Consider the following 15,679-nt stretch of genomic DNA (forward strand, 5'->3'; position numbering starts at 1 on the left):
TCGAGTCCCGGGCATCACAGGAGGCATCGATGAGCATCTTCGACCACGTGCAGAACCGCTTCGCTCGCGTCCAGCAGGAAGAAATGTCCCTGCAGGAATATCTGGAACTCTGCCGTCAAGACCCTTCCGCCTACGCCAGTGCGGCCGAACGCATGCTGGAGGCCATCGGTGAACCCGAGGTGATCGACACCGCCAAGGACCCGAGGCTGGCGCGGATCTTTTCCAACAAGGTGATACGCCGCTACCCGGCGTTCAGTGAATTCCACGGCATGGAGGAGGCCATCGAGCAGATCGTGGCCTACTTCCGCCACGCCGCTCAGGGCCTGGAAGAGAAAAAGCAGATTCTCTACCTGCTGGGGCCGGTGGGTGGCGGCAAGTCGTCGTTGGCCGAGCGGCTCAAGCTGTTGATGGAAAAAGTGCCGTTCTACGCCATCAAGGGTTCTCCGGTGCACGAGTCCCCGCTTGGCCTGTTCTCGCCCGAAGAAGACGGCGAGCTGCTCGAGAAGGAGTACGGCATTCCCGGTCGCCACCTGCGCAGCGTGATGTCGCCCTGGGCAGCCAAGCGACTCAAGGAGTCCGGTGGTGACATCTCCCAGTTCCGGGTGGTGCGGCTGTATCCCTCGCGGCTCAATCAGATCGCCATCTCCAAGACCGAGCCTGGCGACGAGAACAACCAGGACATCTCCTCGCTGGTCGGCAAGGTGGACATCCGCCAGCTCGAGCTCTACTCCCAGGATGATCCGGACGCCTACAGCTTCTCCGGTGGCCTGTGTCGGGCCAACCAGGGTCTGATGGAGTTCGTCGAGATGTTCAAGGCGCCGATCAAGGTGCTGCACCCACTGCTGACCGCCACCCAGGAAGGCAACTACAACCCCACCGAGGGCATGGGCGCGATACCCTTCGATGGCGTCGTGCTGGCCCACTCCAACGAGAGCGAGTGGCAGGCGTTCCGCAACAATCGCAACAACGAGGCCTTCCTCGACCGGGTCTACATCGTCAAAGTGCCTTACTGCCTGCGGGTCTCCGAAGAGATCAACATCTACAAGAAGCTGCTCGAGCACTCCTCGCTCAACCAGGCTCCCTGCGCGCCGGATACCCTGCGCATGCTGGCACAGTTCTCGGTGCTGTCGCGGCTCAAGGAGCCGGAGAACTCAAGCGTCTACTCCAAGATGCGGGTCTATGACGGCGAGAATCTGAAGGACACCGATCCCAAGGCCAAGTCGATTCAGGAGTATCGCGACAGCGCCGGGGTGGACGAGGGCATGGACGGGTTGTCCACACGCTTCGCCTTCAAGATCCTGTCGAAGGTATTCAACTTCGACAACCATGAGGTGGCGGCCAATCCGGTGCACCTGCTGTATGTGCTGGAGCAGCGTCTGGAGCAGGAGCAGTTGCCCAAGGAGACCTTCGAGCGTTATCTGCGCTACATCAAGGAGTACCTGGCGCCGCGCTACGTCGACTTCATCGGCAAGGAGATCCAGACCGCCTACCTGGAGTCCTACTCCGAGTACGGTCAGAACATCTTCGACCGCTACGTCACCTACGCCGACTTCTGGATCCAGGATCAGGAGTACCGGGATCCCGAGACTGGCGAGCTGTTCGATCGCCAGTCGCTCAATGACGAGCTGGAAAAGATCGAGAAGCCGGCGGGCATCTCCAATCCCAAGGACTTCCGCCACGAGGTGGTCAACTTCGTGCTCAGGGCGCGTGCCCAGAACAACGGCATGAATCCGGGCTGGCAGTCCTACGAGAAGCTGCGTGGTGTGATCGAGCACAAGATGTTCGCCAACACCGAGGAGCTGCTGCCGGTGATTTCCTTCAACGCCAAGGCATCCTCTGCCGACATCAAGAAACACGAGGACTTCGTGGCGCGGATGAAGGATCGAGGCTACACCGAGAAGCAGGTGCGCCTGCTGTCGGAGTGGTACCTGAGGGTGCGCAAGTCGCAGTAGCCGTGAAGGCACCGGGAGCGTCCCGGTGCCTGCCACCCTTGTCGACTGCGCCCAGGAGGTCCCATGACCTACTTCATCGATCGCCGAGCCAACGCCAAGAACAAGAGCGCGGTCAACCGCCAGCGCTTTCTTGACCGTTATCGGACCCATATCAAGCGCTCCGTGGAGGAGGCGGTGAATCGCCGTTCCATCACCGACATGGAGCGCGGCGAGAAGGTCTCGATCCCGAGCCGTGATATCTCCGAGCCGGTATTCCAGCACGGCAGCGGGGGGCGTCGCTCCATCGTCGCGCCGGGCAATCGAGAATTTCAGGAAGGGGATCGCCTGCGCCGTCCGGACGGTGGCGGCGGTGGTGGCGATGGCAGCGGCGAAGGCGGCGCTTCCAATCAGGGTGAGGGCATGGACGAGTTCGCCTTCACCCTGACGCGGGAGGAATTTCTCGAGTTTGTCTTCGACGGCCTGGAGTTGCCCCACCTGGAGCGCAAGCCGCTGGTCGACGTCGAGGAGGTGCGGCCGGTGCGCGCCGGGGTGTCCCGGGATGGGGTGCCGGCGAGGATCAACATCGTGCGCTCCATGCGCGAGGCCCAGGCCCGACGTATCGCCATGCGGGCGCCCATTCGTCGGGCCCTGCGCGAGGCTCAGGAGGCACTGGAGGTCGAGGAGCGCAAGGATCCGGTGCTCCGAAACCCCGCTCGCATCCAGGAGCTCAAGGACGAGATCGAGCGCCTGGAGCGGCGCCTGGAGGCGGTGCCCTTCATCGACACCTACGATCTTCGCTACAACCACCTGATCAACCAGCCCCAGCCATCGAGCAAGGCGGTGATGTTCTGCGTGATGGACGTCTCCGGGTCGATGACCCAGGCCCACAAGGACATCGCCAAGCGCTTCTTCCTGCTGCTGTACCTGTTTCTCGAGCGCAGCTACGAGCGGGTCGAGCTGGTCTTCGTCAGGCATCATACCGCCGCCAAGGAGGTCGACGAGGAGGAGTTCTTCTACTCCCGCGAGACCGGCGGCACCATCGTCTCCAGCGCCTTGACCCTGGTCGACGAGATCATCGACAAGCGCTACCCGCCGGGGCAGTGGAATCTGTACGTGGCCCAGGCCTCGGATGGCGACAACTGGGACGATGATTCGGTGAACTGTCGTGAGCTCCTGACCAAGTCACTGATGGGGCGCCTGCAGTACTTCACCTACGTGGAGATCACGCCCCACGCCCACCAGGCCCTGTGGGAAGAGTACGAGCGGGTGGAGGCGGCCTATCCTGACCGTTTCGCCATGCGTCAGATCGTCGAGCCGGGGGATATCTATCCGGTGTTCCGTGCCTTGTTCAAGCGTCGCGCCGAGAGTTGACCCCTCGGTCGACTCGACAGCAGGCCGGGGCCTTGCGGCCCCTGAACAAGCGCTACGCAACTCCGGGCGATGATAGAGCCCCGGAGAGGAGGGGAGCTCCATGACCACCTTGACCAAGCGCCACGCCAAGCCCATCGCCACCGGCTCCGACTGGAGCTTTGACGATCTCACCGAGTTCGAGGCCGAGATCGCGCGACTGGCAGACGAGTACCGGCTCGATACCTACCCCAGCCAGATCGAGATCATCACCACCGAGCAGATGATGGACGCCTACGCCAGCGTCGGCATGCCGGTGGGCTATCACCACTGGTCCTTCGGCAAGCAGTTTCTGGCGGTGGAGCAGGCCTATCGGCGTGGTCAGATGGGGCTGGCCTACGAACTGGTGATCAATTCAGATCCCTGCATCGCCTACCTGATGGAAGAGAACACCCTGATGATGCAGGTGCTGGTCATGGCGCACGCCTGCTATGGCCACAACTCCTTCTTCAAGGGCAACTATCTGTTTCGGACCTGGACCGACGCCTCCTCGATCGTCGACTACCTGGTGTTCGCCCGCAAGTACATCAGCCAGTGCGAAGAGCGCCACGGTGTTCAGGCGGTGGAGCAGCTGCTCGACGCCTGTCACGCCCTGCAGAATTATGGCGTCGACCGCTACAAGCGTCCGTCCCCGGTCTCTCCCGAAGAGGAGGCTCGCCGTCAGCAGGAACGCGAAGACTACCTGCAGACCCAGGTCAACACCCTGTGGCGTACCATTCCGACCGGTGATGTGGGCAGCATCGCCGAGCCCATGGCGTCCGAGGACGATCCGCTGGGGCTGCGAGGTGGCGGGCGTTATCCGCCGGAGCCCCAGGAAAACCTGCTGTACTTCATCGAGAAGAACGCTCCGCTGCTGGCGCCCTGGCAACGCGAGGTGGTGCGTATCGTGCGCAAGCTGGCCCAGTACTTCTACCCCCAGCGCCAGACCCAGGTGATGAACGAGGGCTGGGCGACCTTCTGGCACTACACCCTGATGAATCGTTTGTTCGACGAGGGCGCGGTGGACGAAGGGCTGATCCTCGAGTTCCTGCAGTCGCATACCGCCGTGGTCAGTCAGCCGGCCTTCGATAGCCCCTACTACAACGGCATCAACCCCTACGCCCTGGGGTTCGCCATCTTCACCGACCTGAAGCGTATCTGCGAGGCGCCCAATGACGAGGACCGCGAGTGGTTCCCTGACATCGCCGGCAGTGACTGGCGCGAGACGTTGAACTTTGCCATGCGCAACTTCAAGGACGAGTCCTTCATTCAGCAGTTTCTCTCGCCCAAGGTGATTCGTGATCTGAAGCTGTTCCAGATCGTCGACGATGACCAGGAGGAGACCCTGGAAGTCGGCGCCATCCATGATGAGCGCGGCTACCGGCGGGTGCGCGAGGCGCTGTCCACGCAGTATGCGCTGTCGCTGCGTGAGCCCAATATTCAGGTCTACGAGGCGGATATCCGTGGTGATCGTTCGCTGACGCTGCGCCACGTGCAGGATCAGCGGCGACCGCTGGCACGCAGTGTCTATCCGGTGATCCGTCATCTGCATCAACTGTGGGGCTTTCCGGTCAAGCTGGAGTCCTGGGACGGCGACGAGGTGGTGCGTCGCTATCAGTGGCCGCTGCCTGACAGCGAAGAAGGCGCTTGAGACTCGGCAAGAGCGGCAAACGACAACACCCCGGGCCATCGGCCCGGGGTGTTGTCGTTCTGGTGTGGCTCAGGGGTGAGCTCTTTTCAGCCTACCCCTGGTAGATCCGACGCTGGGTCAGCCAGACGTCAAGGCTTGGCGGTCCAGGACTGGCACCACCCGCCCGGCTCCACGCTGTTCTGCGGGAACAGCTGGCAGCCTTCGGTCTCGGCGTTGAAGAACATGCAGTTGGCGCAGGTCTCTCCCTCTTCGTAGGCGGCGTTGCCACTGGCGTCGCTGGCGTTCTCGACGTAGCCGAGCGCCTTGGCCTGGGCGTTGTCGGTATCCAGGCGCGGCAGGCTCTGGGCCAGGGCGGTGCGGGACAGTACGCCAGCGCCCAGAGGCAGGGCGGCGATGCCCAGCAGACTGTGGCGCAGGAAGTCACGGCGGCTGTGCTTGGCCATGGTGGGGCTCCTCGTTGTGGCTCGATCGATGGTGATCGAAGTCGATAGTCGAACGGTCTTGGTTGGGTCCGTTTCTGCTGGACCGATGTTATCGAGTGTGCCCGGTGAGCCTGGGCGACCTCGTGCGCTCTAGGCGGCGCTGAACATTCAGATTAGCTAAGCCTTTGAGTCTTGGCGAATCCTCGCTACTCCGCTGCGGCAATCCGCCACGCAGGTGGTGCCTGTCGGGTGGTGCTGCCCGTGCCGCGCCGGCGCTGATATACTGCGCCGCGAGCACACCACATCTTGCCGTCTGTGCCGTGGGCTTGGTTGGCCTGGCGAAGACGGACATCGAAGGAGGGCGACCATGCAGAATGCAGTGATCCTGATCAATGCCGAAAAGGGCCAGGTCAAGGCGGTGGCGGAGCGCCTCGCCGAGGTCGACGGCATCAGCGAGGTGTACTCCACCTGCGGTCGCTACGACCTGGTGGCGATCGCGCGCACCCGTGATTTCGAGAGCCTGGCCGAACTCGTCACCGGTCGCCTGAACGCGGTGGAAGGGATCGCCGACACCGAGACCCTCAACGCCATGCAGGTGCACTCCCGTCACGACCTGGAGACCATGTTCTCGCTGGGGTGGTAGCAAGATCGCGTCGGCGGCCCGGTGACTGCGCCGGGCCGGCGCAACGCCGCTCGTTCGACGCGCCGGCGACCAGCACCTCTTCGCCATCTCGTGACTCTTTGCATCAAGGAAGCGTGTGGACCTTTCACTCGATCGCCTGATACCTCGTCCTCGAAATATCCTGGTCTCGCTGGTGCTGGTCGCCGCGGGTGCCTTTCTGTGGCACAGCACAGAGCAGGGCTACCGTGATCGCATGAGCTGGATGGGGGTTACCGAGTGGGCCGAGCCCGGCGTCTTGTCCTTCACCCGCGTCATGCGCAACGATGGGTATCTGCTCGGATGGTCGGATGTCCGCGTCGGTGCGTTGTGGGTCAGCTATGAGCTGCGCCAGAGCGGGGATCGCCAGATCGGGCCGCGCCCCGGTTTTCGCCAGGACTGGCGCACGCTGTGGCCTGTCAGCACCTCAAGCTACTCGGGCAGTGGTTACGACCGCGGCCACCTGGCCCCGAACTACGCCATGGCCAAGGTGTGGGGAGAAGACGCCCAGGACGACAGCTTCCTGATGAGCAACATGCTGCCGCAGAAGCCCTCGCTCAATCGGCAGCTGTGGCAGCGCCTGGAGGAGGTGGTGATGGACCACTTCCTGCCGCGTTTCGGCCGGCTGCAGGTGATCACCGGCCCGATCTACGCCGAGACACGAATCACCGATCTCGAGATCGATCGTCTACTCGATCGGGTCGGCTTCGTCGAGGTGCCGGTGGCGTTCTACAAGGTCGTGGTGGTGCCGGGCGATACGCCGCTGGCAGTGGCGTTTATCATGCCCCAGGACGTGCGTGGCGACGAGTCGCTCAAGCAGTTTCTGGTCAGCATCGATGAGGTAGAAGCAAGCACCGGGCTGAATTTCCTGCCGAGGCTGGCGGCGAGCCAGGAAGCCGACTGGGAGTCGGTCGCGGGGGTCGGCGACTGGGCGTTGTCCCAGGTGGCTGAGTTGCCCTCTCGATTCGACTAGGTAGAGAGTTCGCGGGTGCCGGAAAGACGGCGGAGCTGGCTGTTGCTGTTCTGCGGCGTCAGGAGGGGCGCAGAGGGATAGTGCAAGAGGAAGGTGAGGTAGAGGGAAATCCGGGAGCGGTGCAGATTTCAGGCACAAAAAAACCGCGACGAGGCGCGGGTTCTTGTCGATCCGATGTGGATCCGTTGTCTGCATGACGATGGTGCCCAGGAGAGGACTTGAACCTCCACGTCCATAAGGACACTAGCACCTGAAGCTAGCGCGTCTACCAATTCCGCCACCTGGGCATGTCATGCGATTCTCTTGTCAATCTTGCATCAGTCTGTCGTGTTCGTCGACCCTGACGAGTCGATGGTGCCCAGGAGAGGACTTGAACCTCCACGTCCATAAGGACACTAGCACCTGAAGCTAGCGCGTCTACCAATTCCGCCACCTGGGCGAACACGTGCTGCTTGACTGACAAAGAGCGTGACGACTTGCATCGTCGTGATCCCGAAGGATCGTTGGTGCCCAGAAGAGGACTTGAACCTCCACGTCCATAAGGACACTAGCACCTGAAGCTAGCGCGTCTACCAATTCCGCCATCTGGGCAAGTGGCGCGTATGTTACCGAATCATCTGAAGAATGCAAGTGTCTCGATAGGGATTCGCGCGATTTTTTTTGCCGTTGTGACCATCGCCTGAATGGGCCCTCGGCGGGCGGCGGGTCTATCCACGGGCGCTTATGGTTGGGTCAAGGCCGCGCCAGCGCTATACTGCGCGCATGTTACGACAAATTTTCGACAAGACCGCACGCTCGCGCCCGGGAGTCGGCGCTCACCTGCCGTCCTCGACCCTGCCAAGGATGCCTTTCGCATGACCCATTGGACGCTCGACGCCGACGAACACGCTCTCCGCGAAGCCCACAAGTACGACAACCCCGCCCCGTCCCGCGAATACCTGCTCAAGCGGCTCGAGGAAATCGGGGCGCCGGTGACCCATGAGGCCATGAGTGATCAGCTGGGTCTCGATGATGAGGATCTGCGCGAGGCGGTGCGTCGCCGCCTGTCCGCCATGGAGCGGGACGGCCAGGTGCTGCGCAACCGTCGCAACGCCTATGCGCTGATCGACAAGCTCGATCTGATCAAGGGCAAGGTGCTGGGGCATCGGGACGGTTTCGGCTTTCTATTGCGCGACGACGGCAAGAAGCCTGATCTGGTGATCCCCCCGCGACAGATGCGCCGGGTGTTTCACGGTGACCACGTGCTGGTGCGCATCAGCGGACGCGATCGCAGGGGCCGTGACGAGGCCACGGTGGTGGACGTCATCGCGCGCAACACCCAGACCATCGTCGGTGTGTATCGCGAGAATACTCCCGAGTTCGGGGTACTGATCCCCGAGAACAATCGGATCACCCAAGAGGTGATCATCCCGCACAGCGCCTGTGGTGGCGCCCAGGACGGCCAGGTCATCTCGGCACGCATCGTCAAGCAGCCCGAGACCAGGGTGCAGCCGGTGGGTGAGGTCATCGAGGTGCTGGGAGAGCGTATGGATCCCGGTATGGAGATCGACATCGCGCTGAGAAGCTACGAGATCCCGTCCGAGTTTCCGCCGGATGTCACCGACCAGATCGCCAGCATGTCCGCCGAGGTCGCCGAGGAGGACAAGCTCCACCGCATCGACCTGCGGGACAAGCCGCTGGTCACCATCGATGACGAGACCGCCAAGGACTTCGACGACGCGGTGTGCGCCTACAAGACGCGTTCGGGCAGCTGGAAGCTCCTTGTCGCCATCGCCGACGTGTCGCACTACGTGCGTCCCGGCAGCCCGCTCGATCAGGAGGCCATCGCCCGCGGCAACTCGGTGTACTTCCCGGGGCAGGTGGTACCGATGCTGCCGGAGCTGCTGTCCAATGGGCTGTGCTCGCTGAACCCGGACGTCGATCGTCTGGCGCTGGTGTGCGAGCTCAACATCTCCAAGACCGGAGCCATCAGCCGTTATCGCTTCTACGAGGCGGTGTTCCGTTCCCATGCCCGGCTGACCTACAACAAGGTGGCGGCGATCCTTCAGGACGAGGGGGAGGAAGGCGAGGCCCTGCGCCAGGAGTACAAGTCGCTGGTGCCGTCGCTGAAGAACCTGCACAGCCTGTATCAGCTGCTGCGAGAGGCGCGCACCGAGCGGGGCGCCATCGACTTCGAGACCACCGAGACCGCCATCGTCTTCAATGACGAGCGCAAGATCGAGAAGATCGTGCCGCGCTCACGCAACGACGCCCACAAGATCATCGAGGAGTGCATGCTGGCGGCCAACGTTGCCACCGCGCGCTTCCTCGACAAGCACGACCTGCCGGCGCTGTACCGTATCCACGAGCGTCCGTCGCCGGAGCGCCTGGACAAGCTGCGGCTGTTCCTCAACGAGATCGGCATGTCACTCGGCGGTGGTGATGAACCGACGCCCCAGGACTACCGTGACCTGGCCGAGGCGATCAAGGGTCGCGACGATGCCGACATCATCCAGACGGTGATGCTGCGCTCGATGAGTCAGGCGGTGTATTCGCCCCACAACGAGGGCCACTTTGGTCTGGCCTACCCGGCCTACGCCCACTTTACCTCGCCGATTCGTCGCTATCCCGATCTGCTGGTGCACCGCGCCATTCGTTCGGTGATCCGCGGACCGCGCCAGACCAACACCGTGCTGCGCGCCGAGGGCGCGCCGGTGGAGCCGCCGACCAAGTGGTGTCCCTATACCTTCGAGCAGATGCTCGAACTTGGCGAGCACTGCTCGATGACCGAGCGTCGTGCCGACGACGCTACCCGTGACGTCGAGGGCTGGCTCAAGTGCGAGTTCATGTCCGACAAGCTCGGCGAGGTCTACGACGGTACCATCGCCTCGGTCACCCAGTTTGGTATCTTCGTGCGCCTCGACGCGTTCTATGTCGAGGGGCTGGTCCACGTCACCTCCTTGCCGTCGGACTACTACCACTACGAGCCCGAGAAGCATCGTCTCAAGGGCGAGCGTACCGGCACCAGCTATCGCCTGGGCGATGGGGTCACCGTTCAGGTGGCTCGGGTCGACCTCGACGAGCGCAAGATCGACTTCGAGATGGCCGACGACAAGCCGCGCCCTCGTCGGGCACCGCGCAAGCGTCGCGACGCAGGCGCGCAGAGTCAGGGCAAAGGCCAGGGCAAGGGGCGTGGCGGCAGGTCGGCCCAGGGCGACACCAAGCGCCGTGCCGACGGCCCTTCCGGGGTCGGCGAACAGGATGCCCCGAAGAAGAAGGGCGGACGTCGGCGCCGCGGTCCGCGGCGTAGCAACAAGGGATGAACACCCGCGTGATGATTGACCAGGAGGCCGCCCGTGGCCAAGCATGATTCCAGACGCCGTCGCCACGGCCAGAGCCAGTCCCAGACGCATGACCAGGCGCGTACTCAGTCGCGTGGCAAGGGGCGTGGTCAGCATGGTCCGGCAGTGCCGAACGGCCTCGACAGTGTGTTCGGCGTTCACGCCGTCCGGGCGCTGCTGGAGCGTGGCGAATCACCCAAGGAACTGTGGGTGCAGGAGGGCGACGCCGGGCGTCGTCTGAGTGAGCTGGTCGATACCGCGCGCAGTCGCGGCGCCAGGCTCAGGAGCGTGCCCCGTGAAGAACTCGACGGCCTTTCCCAGGGTGCCTCCCATCAGGGTATCGTGGCGTTCTGTCCGCCACTGGCGCCGGAGGGCGAGGAGTCCCTGTGGCACAAGCTCAAGGCCTGGCCACTGGAGACGCCGCCGCTGTTGCTGATCCTCGATGGTGTCACCGACGTTCACAACTTCGGCGCCTGTCTACGCAGTGCCGACGCCGCCGGGGTGCATGGCGTGATCGTGCCCAAGGACAAGTCGGCACCGCTCAACGCCACCGTGCGCAAGGTGGCCTGCGGTGCCGCCGAGAGCGTGCCGGTCTATCAGGTGACCAACCTGGCCCGCGCCATGGCGCGACTGAAGGAAGAAGGGGTGTGGATCACCGGTACCGCCGGCGAGGCCGATGCCAGCGTCTTCGCTGCCGATTTCACCGGGCCCATGGCGCTGGTGATGGGGGCCGAGGGCAAGGGCATGCGTCGGTTGACCCGGGAGGCCTGCGACACCCTGGTCAAGTTGCCCATGGCGGGCACCGTCTCGAGTCTCAATGTGTCGGTGGCCACCGGTGTCTGTCTGTTCGAGGTGGTGCGTCAGCGCGAACTCAAGGCCCGCGCATGACGGTGTCGCCCCAGCATCGGCTTGCAACCCTGATCACAACTCCGTAGAATCTGGGCGCCCGTGCGTTCTGCGCGGGACAGGCTAATTGTTATTCACTCCTTGCTTCCCCCGGCGCCGAGACTACTCAGGCCCCTGCGGAAGCTGCCAAACCGAAAGGAGAATCCATGCGTCACTACGAGATCGTCTTCATGGTCCACCCGGACCAGAGTGAGCAGGTTCCGGCCATGGTCGAGCGCTACACCAGCATCGTCACCGAGAACGCCGGTACTGTTCACCGTCTCGAGGATTGGGGCCGCCGTCACCTGGCCTACCCGATCAACAAGATCCACAAGGCTCACTACGTGCTGATGAACGTCGAGTGCAGCGGCGAGACCCTCGAGGAAATCGAGAACATCTTCCGTTTCAACGACGCCATCATTCGCAGCCTGGTGGTGCGCTGCAAGGAAGCCATCACCGAAGCGTCTCCGATGATGAAGCCGGTGGAAGAGAAGCGTGCCCGTCGCGAAGAAAAGCCGCGCACCGCTGAATCCGCCTGAGCCGCGCATCACTAGCTCTGCAACGCACGTATAAGGAGTCTTTCCATGGCACGCTTTTTCCGTCGCCGCAAGTTTTGCCGTTTCACCGCTGAAGGCGTGAAGCAGATCGACTACAAGGATCTGGACACGCTCAAGGCCTACATCACCGAGACCGGCAAGATCGTTCCCAGCCGCATCACCGGTACCAAGGCCCGTTACCAGCGCCAGCTGTCCACCGCGATCAAGCGCGCACGCTACCTGGCCCTGCTGCCTTACACCGACAGCCACCAGTAAGTCGTCGCCGATGCTGCCTGTCGCCCGATGGTCGATGAAAGGCATGCCCCAGGCGGCGCTGGTCGCTCTGGTGGCATCTGCGGTGCCCTGGCTGTTCTGGTTCGGGGCGGCGATTGCCGCTCTGGTGACCTTGCGCAAGGGCATGGCACCGGCGATGCCGGTGATCGCAGCAGCAGCAGTGCCGGCTGGCTGGTGGTGGACGCAGGGGGATCCGATCCCTCTGGCGACCACCCTGCTGGCGTTGTTGATGGCCATCGTGCTGCGCTCCCGCATGCGCTGGGGCGAGGCACTGATCCTGGGGTCGCTGGCCGGCGCCGCGATGATCCAGCTGGGGGTGTTCCTGCCCAAGGCGGACACCGCCCTGATGCTGGAGCAGCTGCGCCAGAGTTCCTCCGAGGTGGCCGCCATGCTCGACGAGCTGGCTGCCCAGGGACTCGACGCCAGTCGGCTGGCCGAACTGGTCATCAGCGGTGTCACCGGTCTGGTGGTGATGCTCGCTGCGGTGGCCTGTCTGGCCCTGGCACGCAGCTGGCAGGCGGGGCTCTACAACCCGGGAGGTTTCCGGGAAGAGTTCCACGCCCTGCGGCTCACCCCGAGGGAGCTGATCCTGTTGGTGGTGCTGGTGATCGCCGGCACCCTGCTGGGGCTCCCCGGGATCGGCATGCTGGCCTGGATTCCGCTGCTGATGGCAGGCATCGGCCTGACACATGGTGTAGTTGGACGTAAGGGAATGAACGGGTTGTGGCTGGTCGCGTTCTATCTGCTGCTGATCACCACCTGGCCCATGATTCTCATCGTGCTGGTTGTGGCCCTGATCGATACCTTCGCGGACTTCCGCGGGCGTCTGGGTCACAGCAACTGACATAGAGGTTTACGAGATGGAAGTCATTCTGCTCGACAACATTGGCAAGCTGGGCGGTCTCGGTGACAAGGTCACCGTCAAGCCTGGTTACGGCCGCAACTACCTGGTGCCCTACGGTCTCGCCGTGCCGGCCACCAAGGACAACATCGCTGCCTTTGAAGCCCAGCGTGCCGAGCTCGAAGCTCAGGCCGCCGAGCGCAAGGCCGAAGCCGAAGCTCGCGCCGAGCAGCTCAACGACATCGAGCTGTCTCTGGTCGCCAAGTCTGGCGACGAAGGCAAGCTGTTCGGTTCCATCGGTCCGCGTGACCTGGCCGAGGCGATCTCCAGCGCCGGTATCGACGTCGCCAAGAGCGAAGTCCGCATGCCGGAAGGCCCGATCCGCCAGACCGGCGAATACGACATCGTGCTGCACCTGCATGCCGACGTCGACGCCACCGTGCGCGTGGTGGTGGTGGCCGAGTAAGGTCGTCTCCCACGGCAGTGGCAAGGGCGCGGGAGTCACATCCCGCGCCCTTTTTTGTGGCTCGCGATCGCCCGCACGGGTGATCGTGCGACGGACCCGGCTTCGGGTAGACTAAGGCTTGTCTGGAGAGTGGCTGCGCTCGTCGACTTTTCGGACACAGCCTGGATCCAGTGGCATGGCGCCGTGAACAACAGCGAAGAGACAAGCGCATGAGTGACGTCCAGACCATCGATCGTGAAGCCGCGGCGCTGAAGGTTCCGCCGCACTCGGTGGAGGCCGAGCAGTCGGTGCTGGGTGGCCTGATGCTCGACAATCAGGCCTGGGACAATATCGCCGACCGGCTGGTGGCCGACGACTTCTATCGCTACGAGCATCGCCTGGTGTTCAACGCCATGGTGGCGCTGGCCGAGTCGAGCCGTCCGCTGGACGTGGTGACCCTGTCCGAGGCCCTGGAGGGGCGCGACCAGCTCGACACCGTGGGCGGGCTCGCCTACCTGGCGGAGCTGGCCCGCAACACTCCCTCGGCCAGCAATATCCGCGCCTATGGCGACATCGTGCGCGAACGCGCCACCCTGAGAAAGCTGATCCAGGCGGCCAACCAGATCGCCGACGGCGCCTTCAGCCCCAATGGGCGTCCTGCCGATGAGCTGGTCAACGAGGCCGAGCGGCTGGTGTTCCAGATCAGCGAGGACCGCCCCAAGGCCGGCGGCCCCATCGGCATGAGCGAGCTGCTGACCAAGGCCGTCGATCGCATCGACGAGCTGTTCAACATGAAAGGCGAGATGACCGGCCTGTCGACCGGCTTTCGCGATCTCGATGACATGACCTCCGGGCTGCAGCCCTCCGACCTGGTGATCGTCGCCGGCCGCCCGTCCATGGGCAAGACCACCTTCGCCATGAACCTGGTGGAGCACGCGGTGGTGTCCAGCGACAAGCCGGTGATGGTGTTCTCCATGGAGATGCCGGCGGACTCGATCATGCTGCGCATGCTGTCGTCACTCGGGCGTATCGACCAGACCCGAGTGCGCTCCGGTCAGCTCGAGGACGAGGACTGGCCGAGGTTGACCTCGGCGGTCAACCTGCTCAAGGACAAGCAACTGTTCATCGATGACACCGCTGCGCTGTCGCCCAACGAGATGCGCTCACGGGTGCGTCGCGTGGTGCGCGAGCACGGCAACCTGGCGATGATCATGATCGACTACCTTCAGTTGATGCAGGTGCCGGGGTTCGGTGACAACCGTACCGGCGAGATTTCGGAGATCTCGCGCTCGCTCAAGGGGCTTGCCAAGGAGTTCGGCTGCCCGGTGATTGCGCTGTCGCAGCTCAACCGCTCGCTGGAGCAGCGCCCCAACAAACGTCCGGTGATGTCGGACCTGCGTGAATCCGGGGCCATCGAGCAGGACGCCGACCTGATCGGTTTCGTCTATCGTGATGAGGTCTACAATCCGGATAATCCCGACAACAAGGGGCTCGCCGAATTCATCATCGGCAAGCAACGTAATGGTCCCATCGGGACGGTGCATATGGCCTTTATCGGTAAGTACACCCGCTTCGAGGATCTGGCGCCGGACAGCTACGGTGATACCTTCGGCGAATAAACGTGCTTGAGCCTGACCGACGGGCTCGTATAATGCCGCCCCTTGCGATTTCGACAGACACAGTGAAGGAGACCTGACATGGCAGGCGGATTTCGACGCGGCAATCGCCGTCGCGCGCCCAAGCTGGAAGCCCGTGGCGAATTGACCTCGGTGGAGCGGGAAGGCCCGTTCAAGGAATGGCTCGGCATGCCCGATCTGTATCGCTATCACCTGGTAGTGGACGGCGTTGACTACAGCTACCAGACAGAAGACTCCGAGCTGCCGGTGCAGATCGGTGACAAGGTGGTGTTTCGCTACAAGGAAACAAAGGCCGGAAACTGGGTCGACCGCAACTCCCTGGGCAAGGCCATCGATCCCTCCGACTACCAGTAGTCTCACCGCCGGATCCGTCGCCCGCGAGCATTCGTGTCGCGGGCCTTCGTTTTGTCTCCTTCAAGCTCTCTATTCCCCCCTACGCAGGCGCCGTCTGCCCCTGAAGATGCTCTTCCCCGCGCCGCGAGCACCGCGGTCGTTTAACCCGTTGCGCGCGCGAAACGGCCGATATGTATCCAGGTCCGAGAAATTCTTCACACCGTCACGGGAATGTCACCCTCAGGGCCCAGGCTGTGCCATGATCAGAGAGTCACATGCGCGGCACAGGGATGGTCGAACGAGCGACATGAACTGCCGAGATAACGTCGGCGCGCTCGTCGCTGCTGTGTCGTCACATAAGGAAGGC

General features: G+C 63.4%; 14 protein-coding genes and 3 tRNA genes. 13 read left to right on the forward strand and 4 right to left on the reverse strand.

The annotated features are described in order from the left end of the window. Nucleotides 1–29 precede the first annotated feature (29 nt). The 3 genes from NKF27_RS03515 (at nt 30) to NKF27_RS03525 (ending at nt 4,968) form a co-directional block, all read left to right on the forward strand. Entirely contained in the window at nt 30–1,952 is a 1,923-nt protein-coding gene (locus NKF27_RS03515; protein ID WP_045992147.1) for a PrkA family serine protein kinase, read from the forward strand. Nucleotides 1,953–2,015: 63 nt separating this feature from the next. Then, nucleotides 2,016–3,302, forward strand: a complete 1,287-nt coding sequence (locus NKF27_RS03520) for a YeaH/YhbH family protein (RefSeq protein WP_045992146.1) — start codon at nt 2,016–2,018, stop codon at nt 3,300–3,302. A 100-nt stretch (nt 3,303–3,402) separates the two neighbouring features. Beyond that, nucleotides 3,403–4,968, forward strand: a complete 1,566-nt coding sequence (locus NKF27_RS03525) for a SpoVR family protein (protein WP_253555356.1) — start codon at nt 3,403–3,405, stop codon at nt 4,966–4,968. Between the two features lie 128 nt (nt 4,969–5,096). On the opposite strand, the gene NKF27_RS03530 is transcribed toward NKF27_RS03525, so the two are convergent. Beyond that, nucleotides 5,097–5,411 (reverse strand): high-potential iron-sulfur protein, encoded by a 315-nt coding sequence (locus tag NKF27_RS03530; RefSeq protein WP_045992144.1) that lies wholly within the window; start codon nt 5,409–5,411, stop codon nt 5,097–5,099. Nucleotides 5,412–5,757: 346 nt separating this feature from the next. On the opposite strand from NKF27_RS03530, the gene NKF27_RS03535 reads away from it, so the two are divergent. Both NKF27_RS03535 and NKF27_RS03540 read left to right on the forward strand, forming a co-directional pair. Continuing rightward, the gene (locus NKF27_RS03535; protein ID WP_045992143.1) at nt 5,758–6,033 is read left to right on the forward strand and encodes an Lrp/AsnC family transcriptional regulator; all 276 of its coding nucleotides are present in this window, start codon (nt 5,758–5,760) and stop codon (nt 6,031–6,033) included. Between the two features lie 115 nt (nt 6,034–6,148). Next, nucleotides 6,149–7,021 (forward strand): DNA/RNA non-specific endonuclease, encoded by an 873-nt coding sequence (locus tag NKF27_RS03540; RefSeq protein WP_253555357.1) that lies wholly within the window; start codon nt 6,149–6,151, stop codon nt 7,019–7,021. 200 nt (nt 7,022–7,221) lie between these two features. On the opposite strand, the gene NKF27_RS03545 is transcribed toward NKF27_RS03540, so the two are convergent. From NKF27_RS03545 to NKF27_RS03555, 3 genes are all read right to left on the reverse strand, one after another. Further along, a tRNA-Leu gene (locus NKF27_RS03545) sits at nt 7,222–7,308 on the reverse strand. A 65-nt stretch (nt 7,309–7,373) separates the two neighbouring features. Further along, nucleotides 7,374–7,460, reverse strand: a tRNA-Leu gene (locus tag NKF27_RS03550). Between the two features lie 65 nt (nt 7,461–7,525). Next, nucleotides 7,526–7,612 (reverse strand) — tRNA-Leu (locus tag NKF27_RS03555). Between the two features lie 263 nt (nt 7,613–7,875). Between NKF27_RS03555 and rnr the strand changes: the two genes are divergently transcribed. From rnr to NKF27_RS03595, 8 genes are all read left to right on the forward strand, one after another. Then, a complete protein-coding gene (gene rnr / locus NKF27_RS03560) occupies nt 7,876–10,323 on the forward strand; it encodes a ribonuclease R (protein WP_253555358.1) in 2,448 nt (815 codons plus the stop codon). A gap of 165 nt (nt 10,324–10,488) precedes the next feature. Next, nucleotides 10,489–11,229: a 23S rRNA (guanosine(2251)-2'-O)-methyltransferase RlmB gene (rlmB, locus tag NKF27_RS03565; protein ID WP_253556404.1), complete on the forward strand. Its 741-nt coding sequence runs from the start codon at nt 10,489–10,491 to the stop codon at nt 11,227–11,229. Nucleotides 11,230–11,393: 164 nt separating this feature from the next. Continuing rightward, nucleotides 11,394–11,765 carry a 30S ribosomal protein S6 gene (gene rpsF, locus NKF27_RS03570; protein WP_045992140.1) on the forward strand — a complete coding sequence of 124 codons (372 nt, stop codon included), beginning with the start codon at nt 11,394–11,396 and terminating at the stop codon, nt 11,763–11,765. A 45-nt stretch (nt 11,766–11,810) separates the two neighbouring features. Continuing rightward, complete coding sequence (rpsR, locus tag NKF27_RS03575) at nt 11,811–12,038, forward strand: 30S ribosomal protein S18 (protein ID WP_016853668.1); 228 nt, start codon at nt 11,811–11,813, stop codon at nt 12,036–12,038. Between the two features lie 10 nt (nt 12,039–12,048). Continuing rightward, complete coding sequence (locus NKF27_RS03580) at nt 12,049–12,900, forward strand: hypothetical protein (RefSeq protein ID WP_108131326.1); 852 nt, start codon at nt 12,049–12,051, stop codon at nt 12,898–12,900. A gap of 16 nt (nt 12,901–12,916) precedes the next feature. Next, nucleotides 12,917–13,363 carry a 50S ribosomal protein L9 gene (rplI, locus tag NKF27_RS03585; protein WP_045992138.1) on the forward strand — a complete coding sequence of 149 codons (447 nt, stop codon included), beginning with the start codon at nt 12,917–12,919 and terminating at the stop codon, nt 13,361–13,363. A gap of 209 nt (nt 13,364–13,572) precedes the next feature. After that, nucleotides 13,573–14,961 carry a replicative DNA helicase gene (gene dnaB, locus NKF27_RS03590; RefSeq protein WP_045992137.1) on the forward strand — a complete coding sequence of 463 codons (1,389 nt, stop codon included), beginning with the start codon at nt 13,573–13,575 and terminating at the stop codon, nt 14,959–14,961. A 78-nt stretch (nt 14,962–15,039) separates the two neighbouring features. After that, nucleotides 15,040–15,333, forward strand: coding sequence for a hypothetical protein (locus NKF27_RS03595; RefSeq protein ID WP_045992136.1), 294 nt, complete (start codon nt 15,040–15,042; stop codon nt 15,331–15,333). Nucleotides 15,334–15,679: the final 346 nt, after the last annotated feature.

Origin of the sequence: Halomonas sp. DN3 (assembly GCF_024137905.1) — a bacterium.
In the GTDB taxonomy this organism is placed as follows: domain Bacteria; phylum Pseudomonadota; class Gammaproteobacteria; order Pseudomonadales; family Halomonadaceae; genus Halomonas; species Halomonas litopenaei.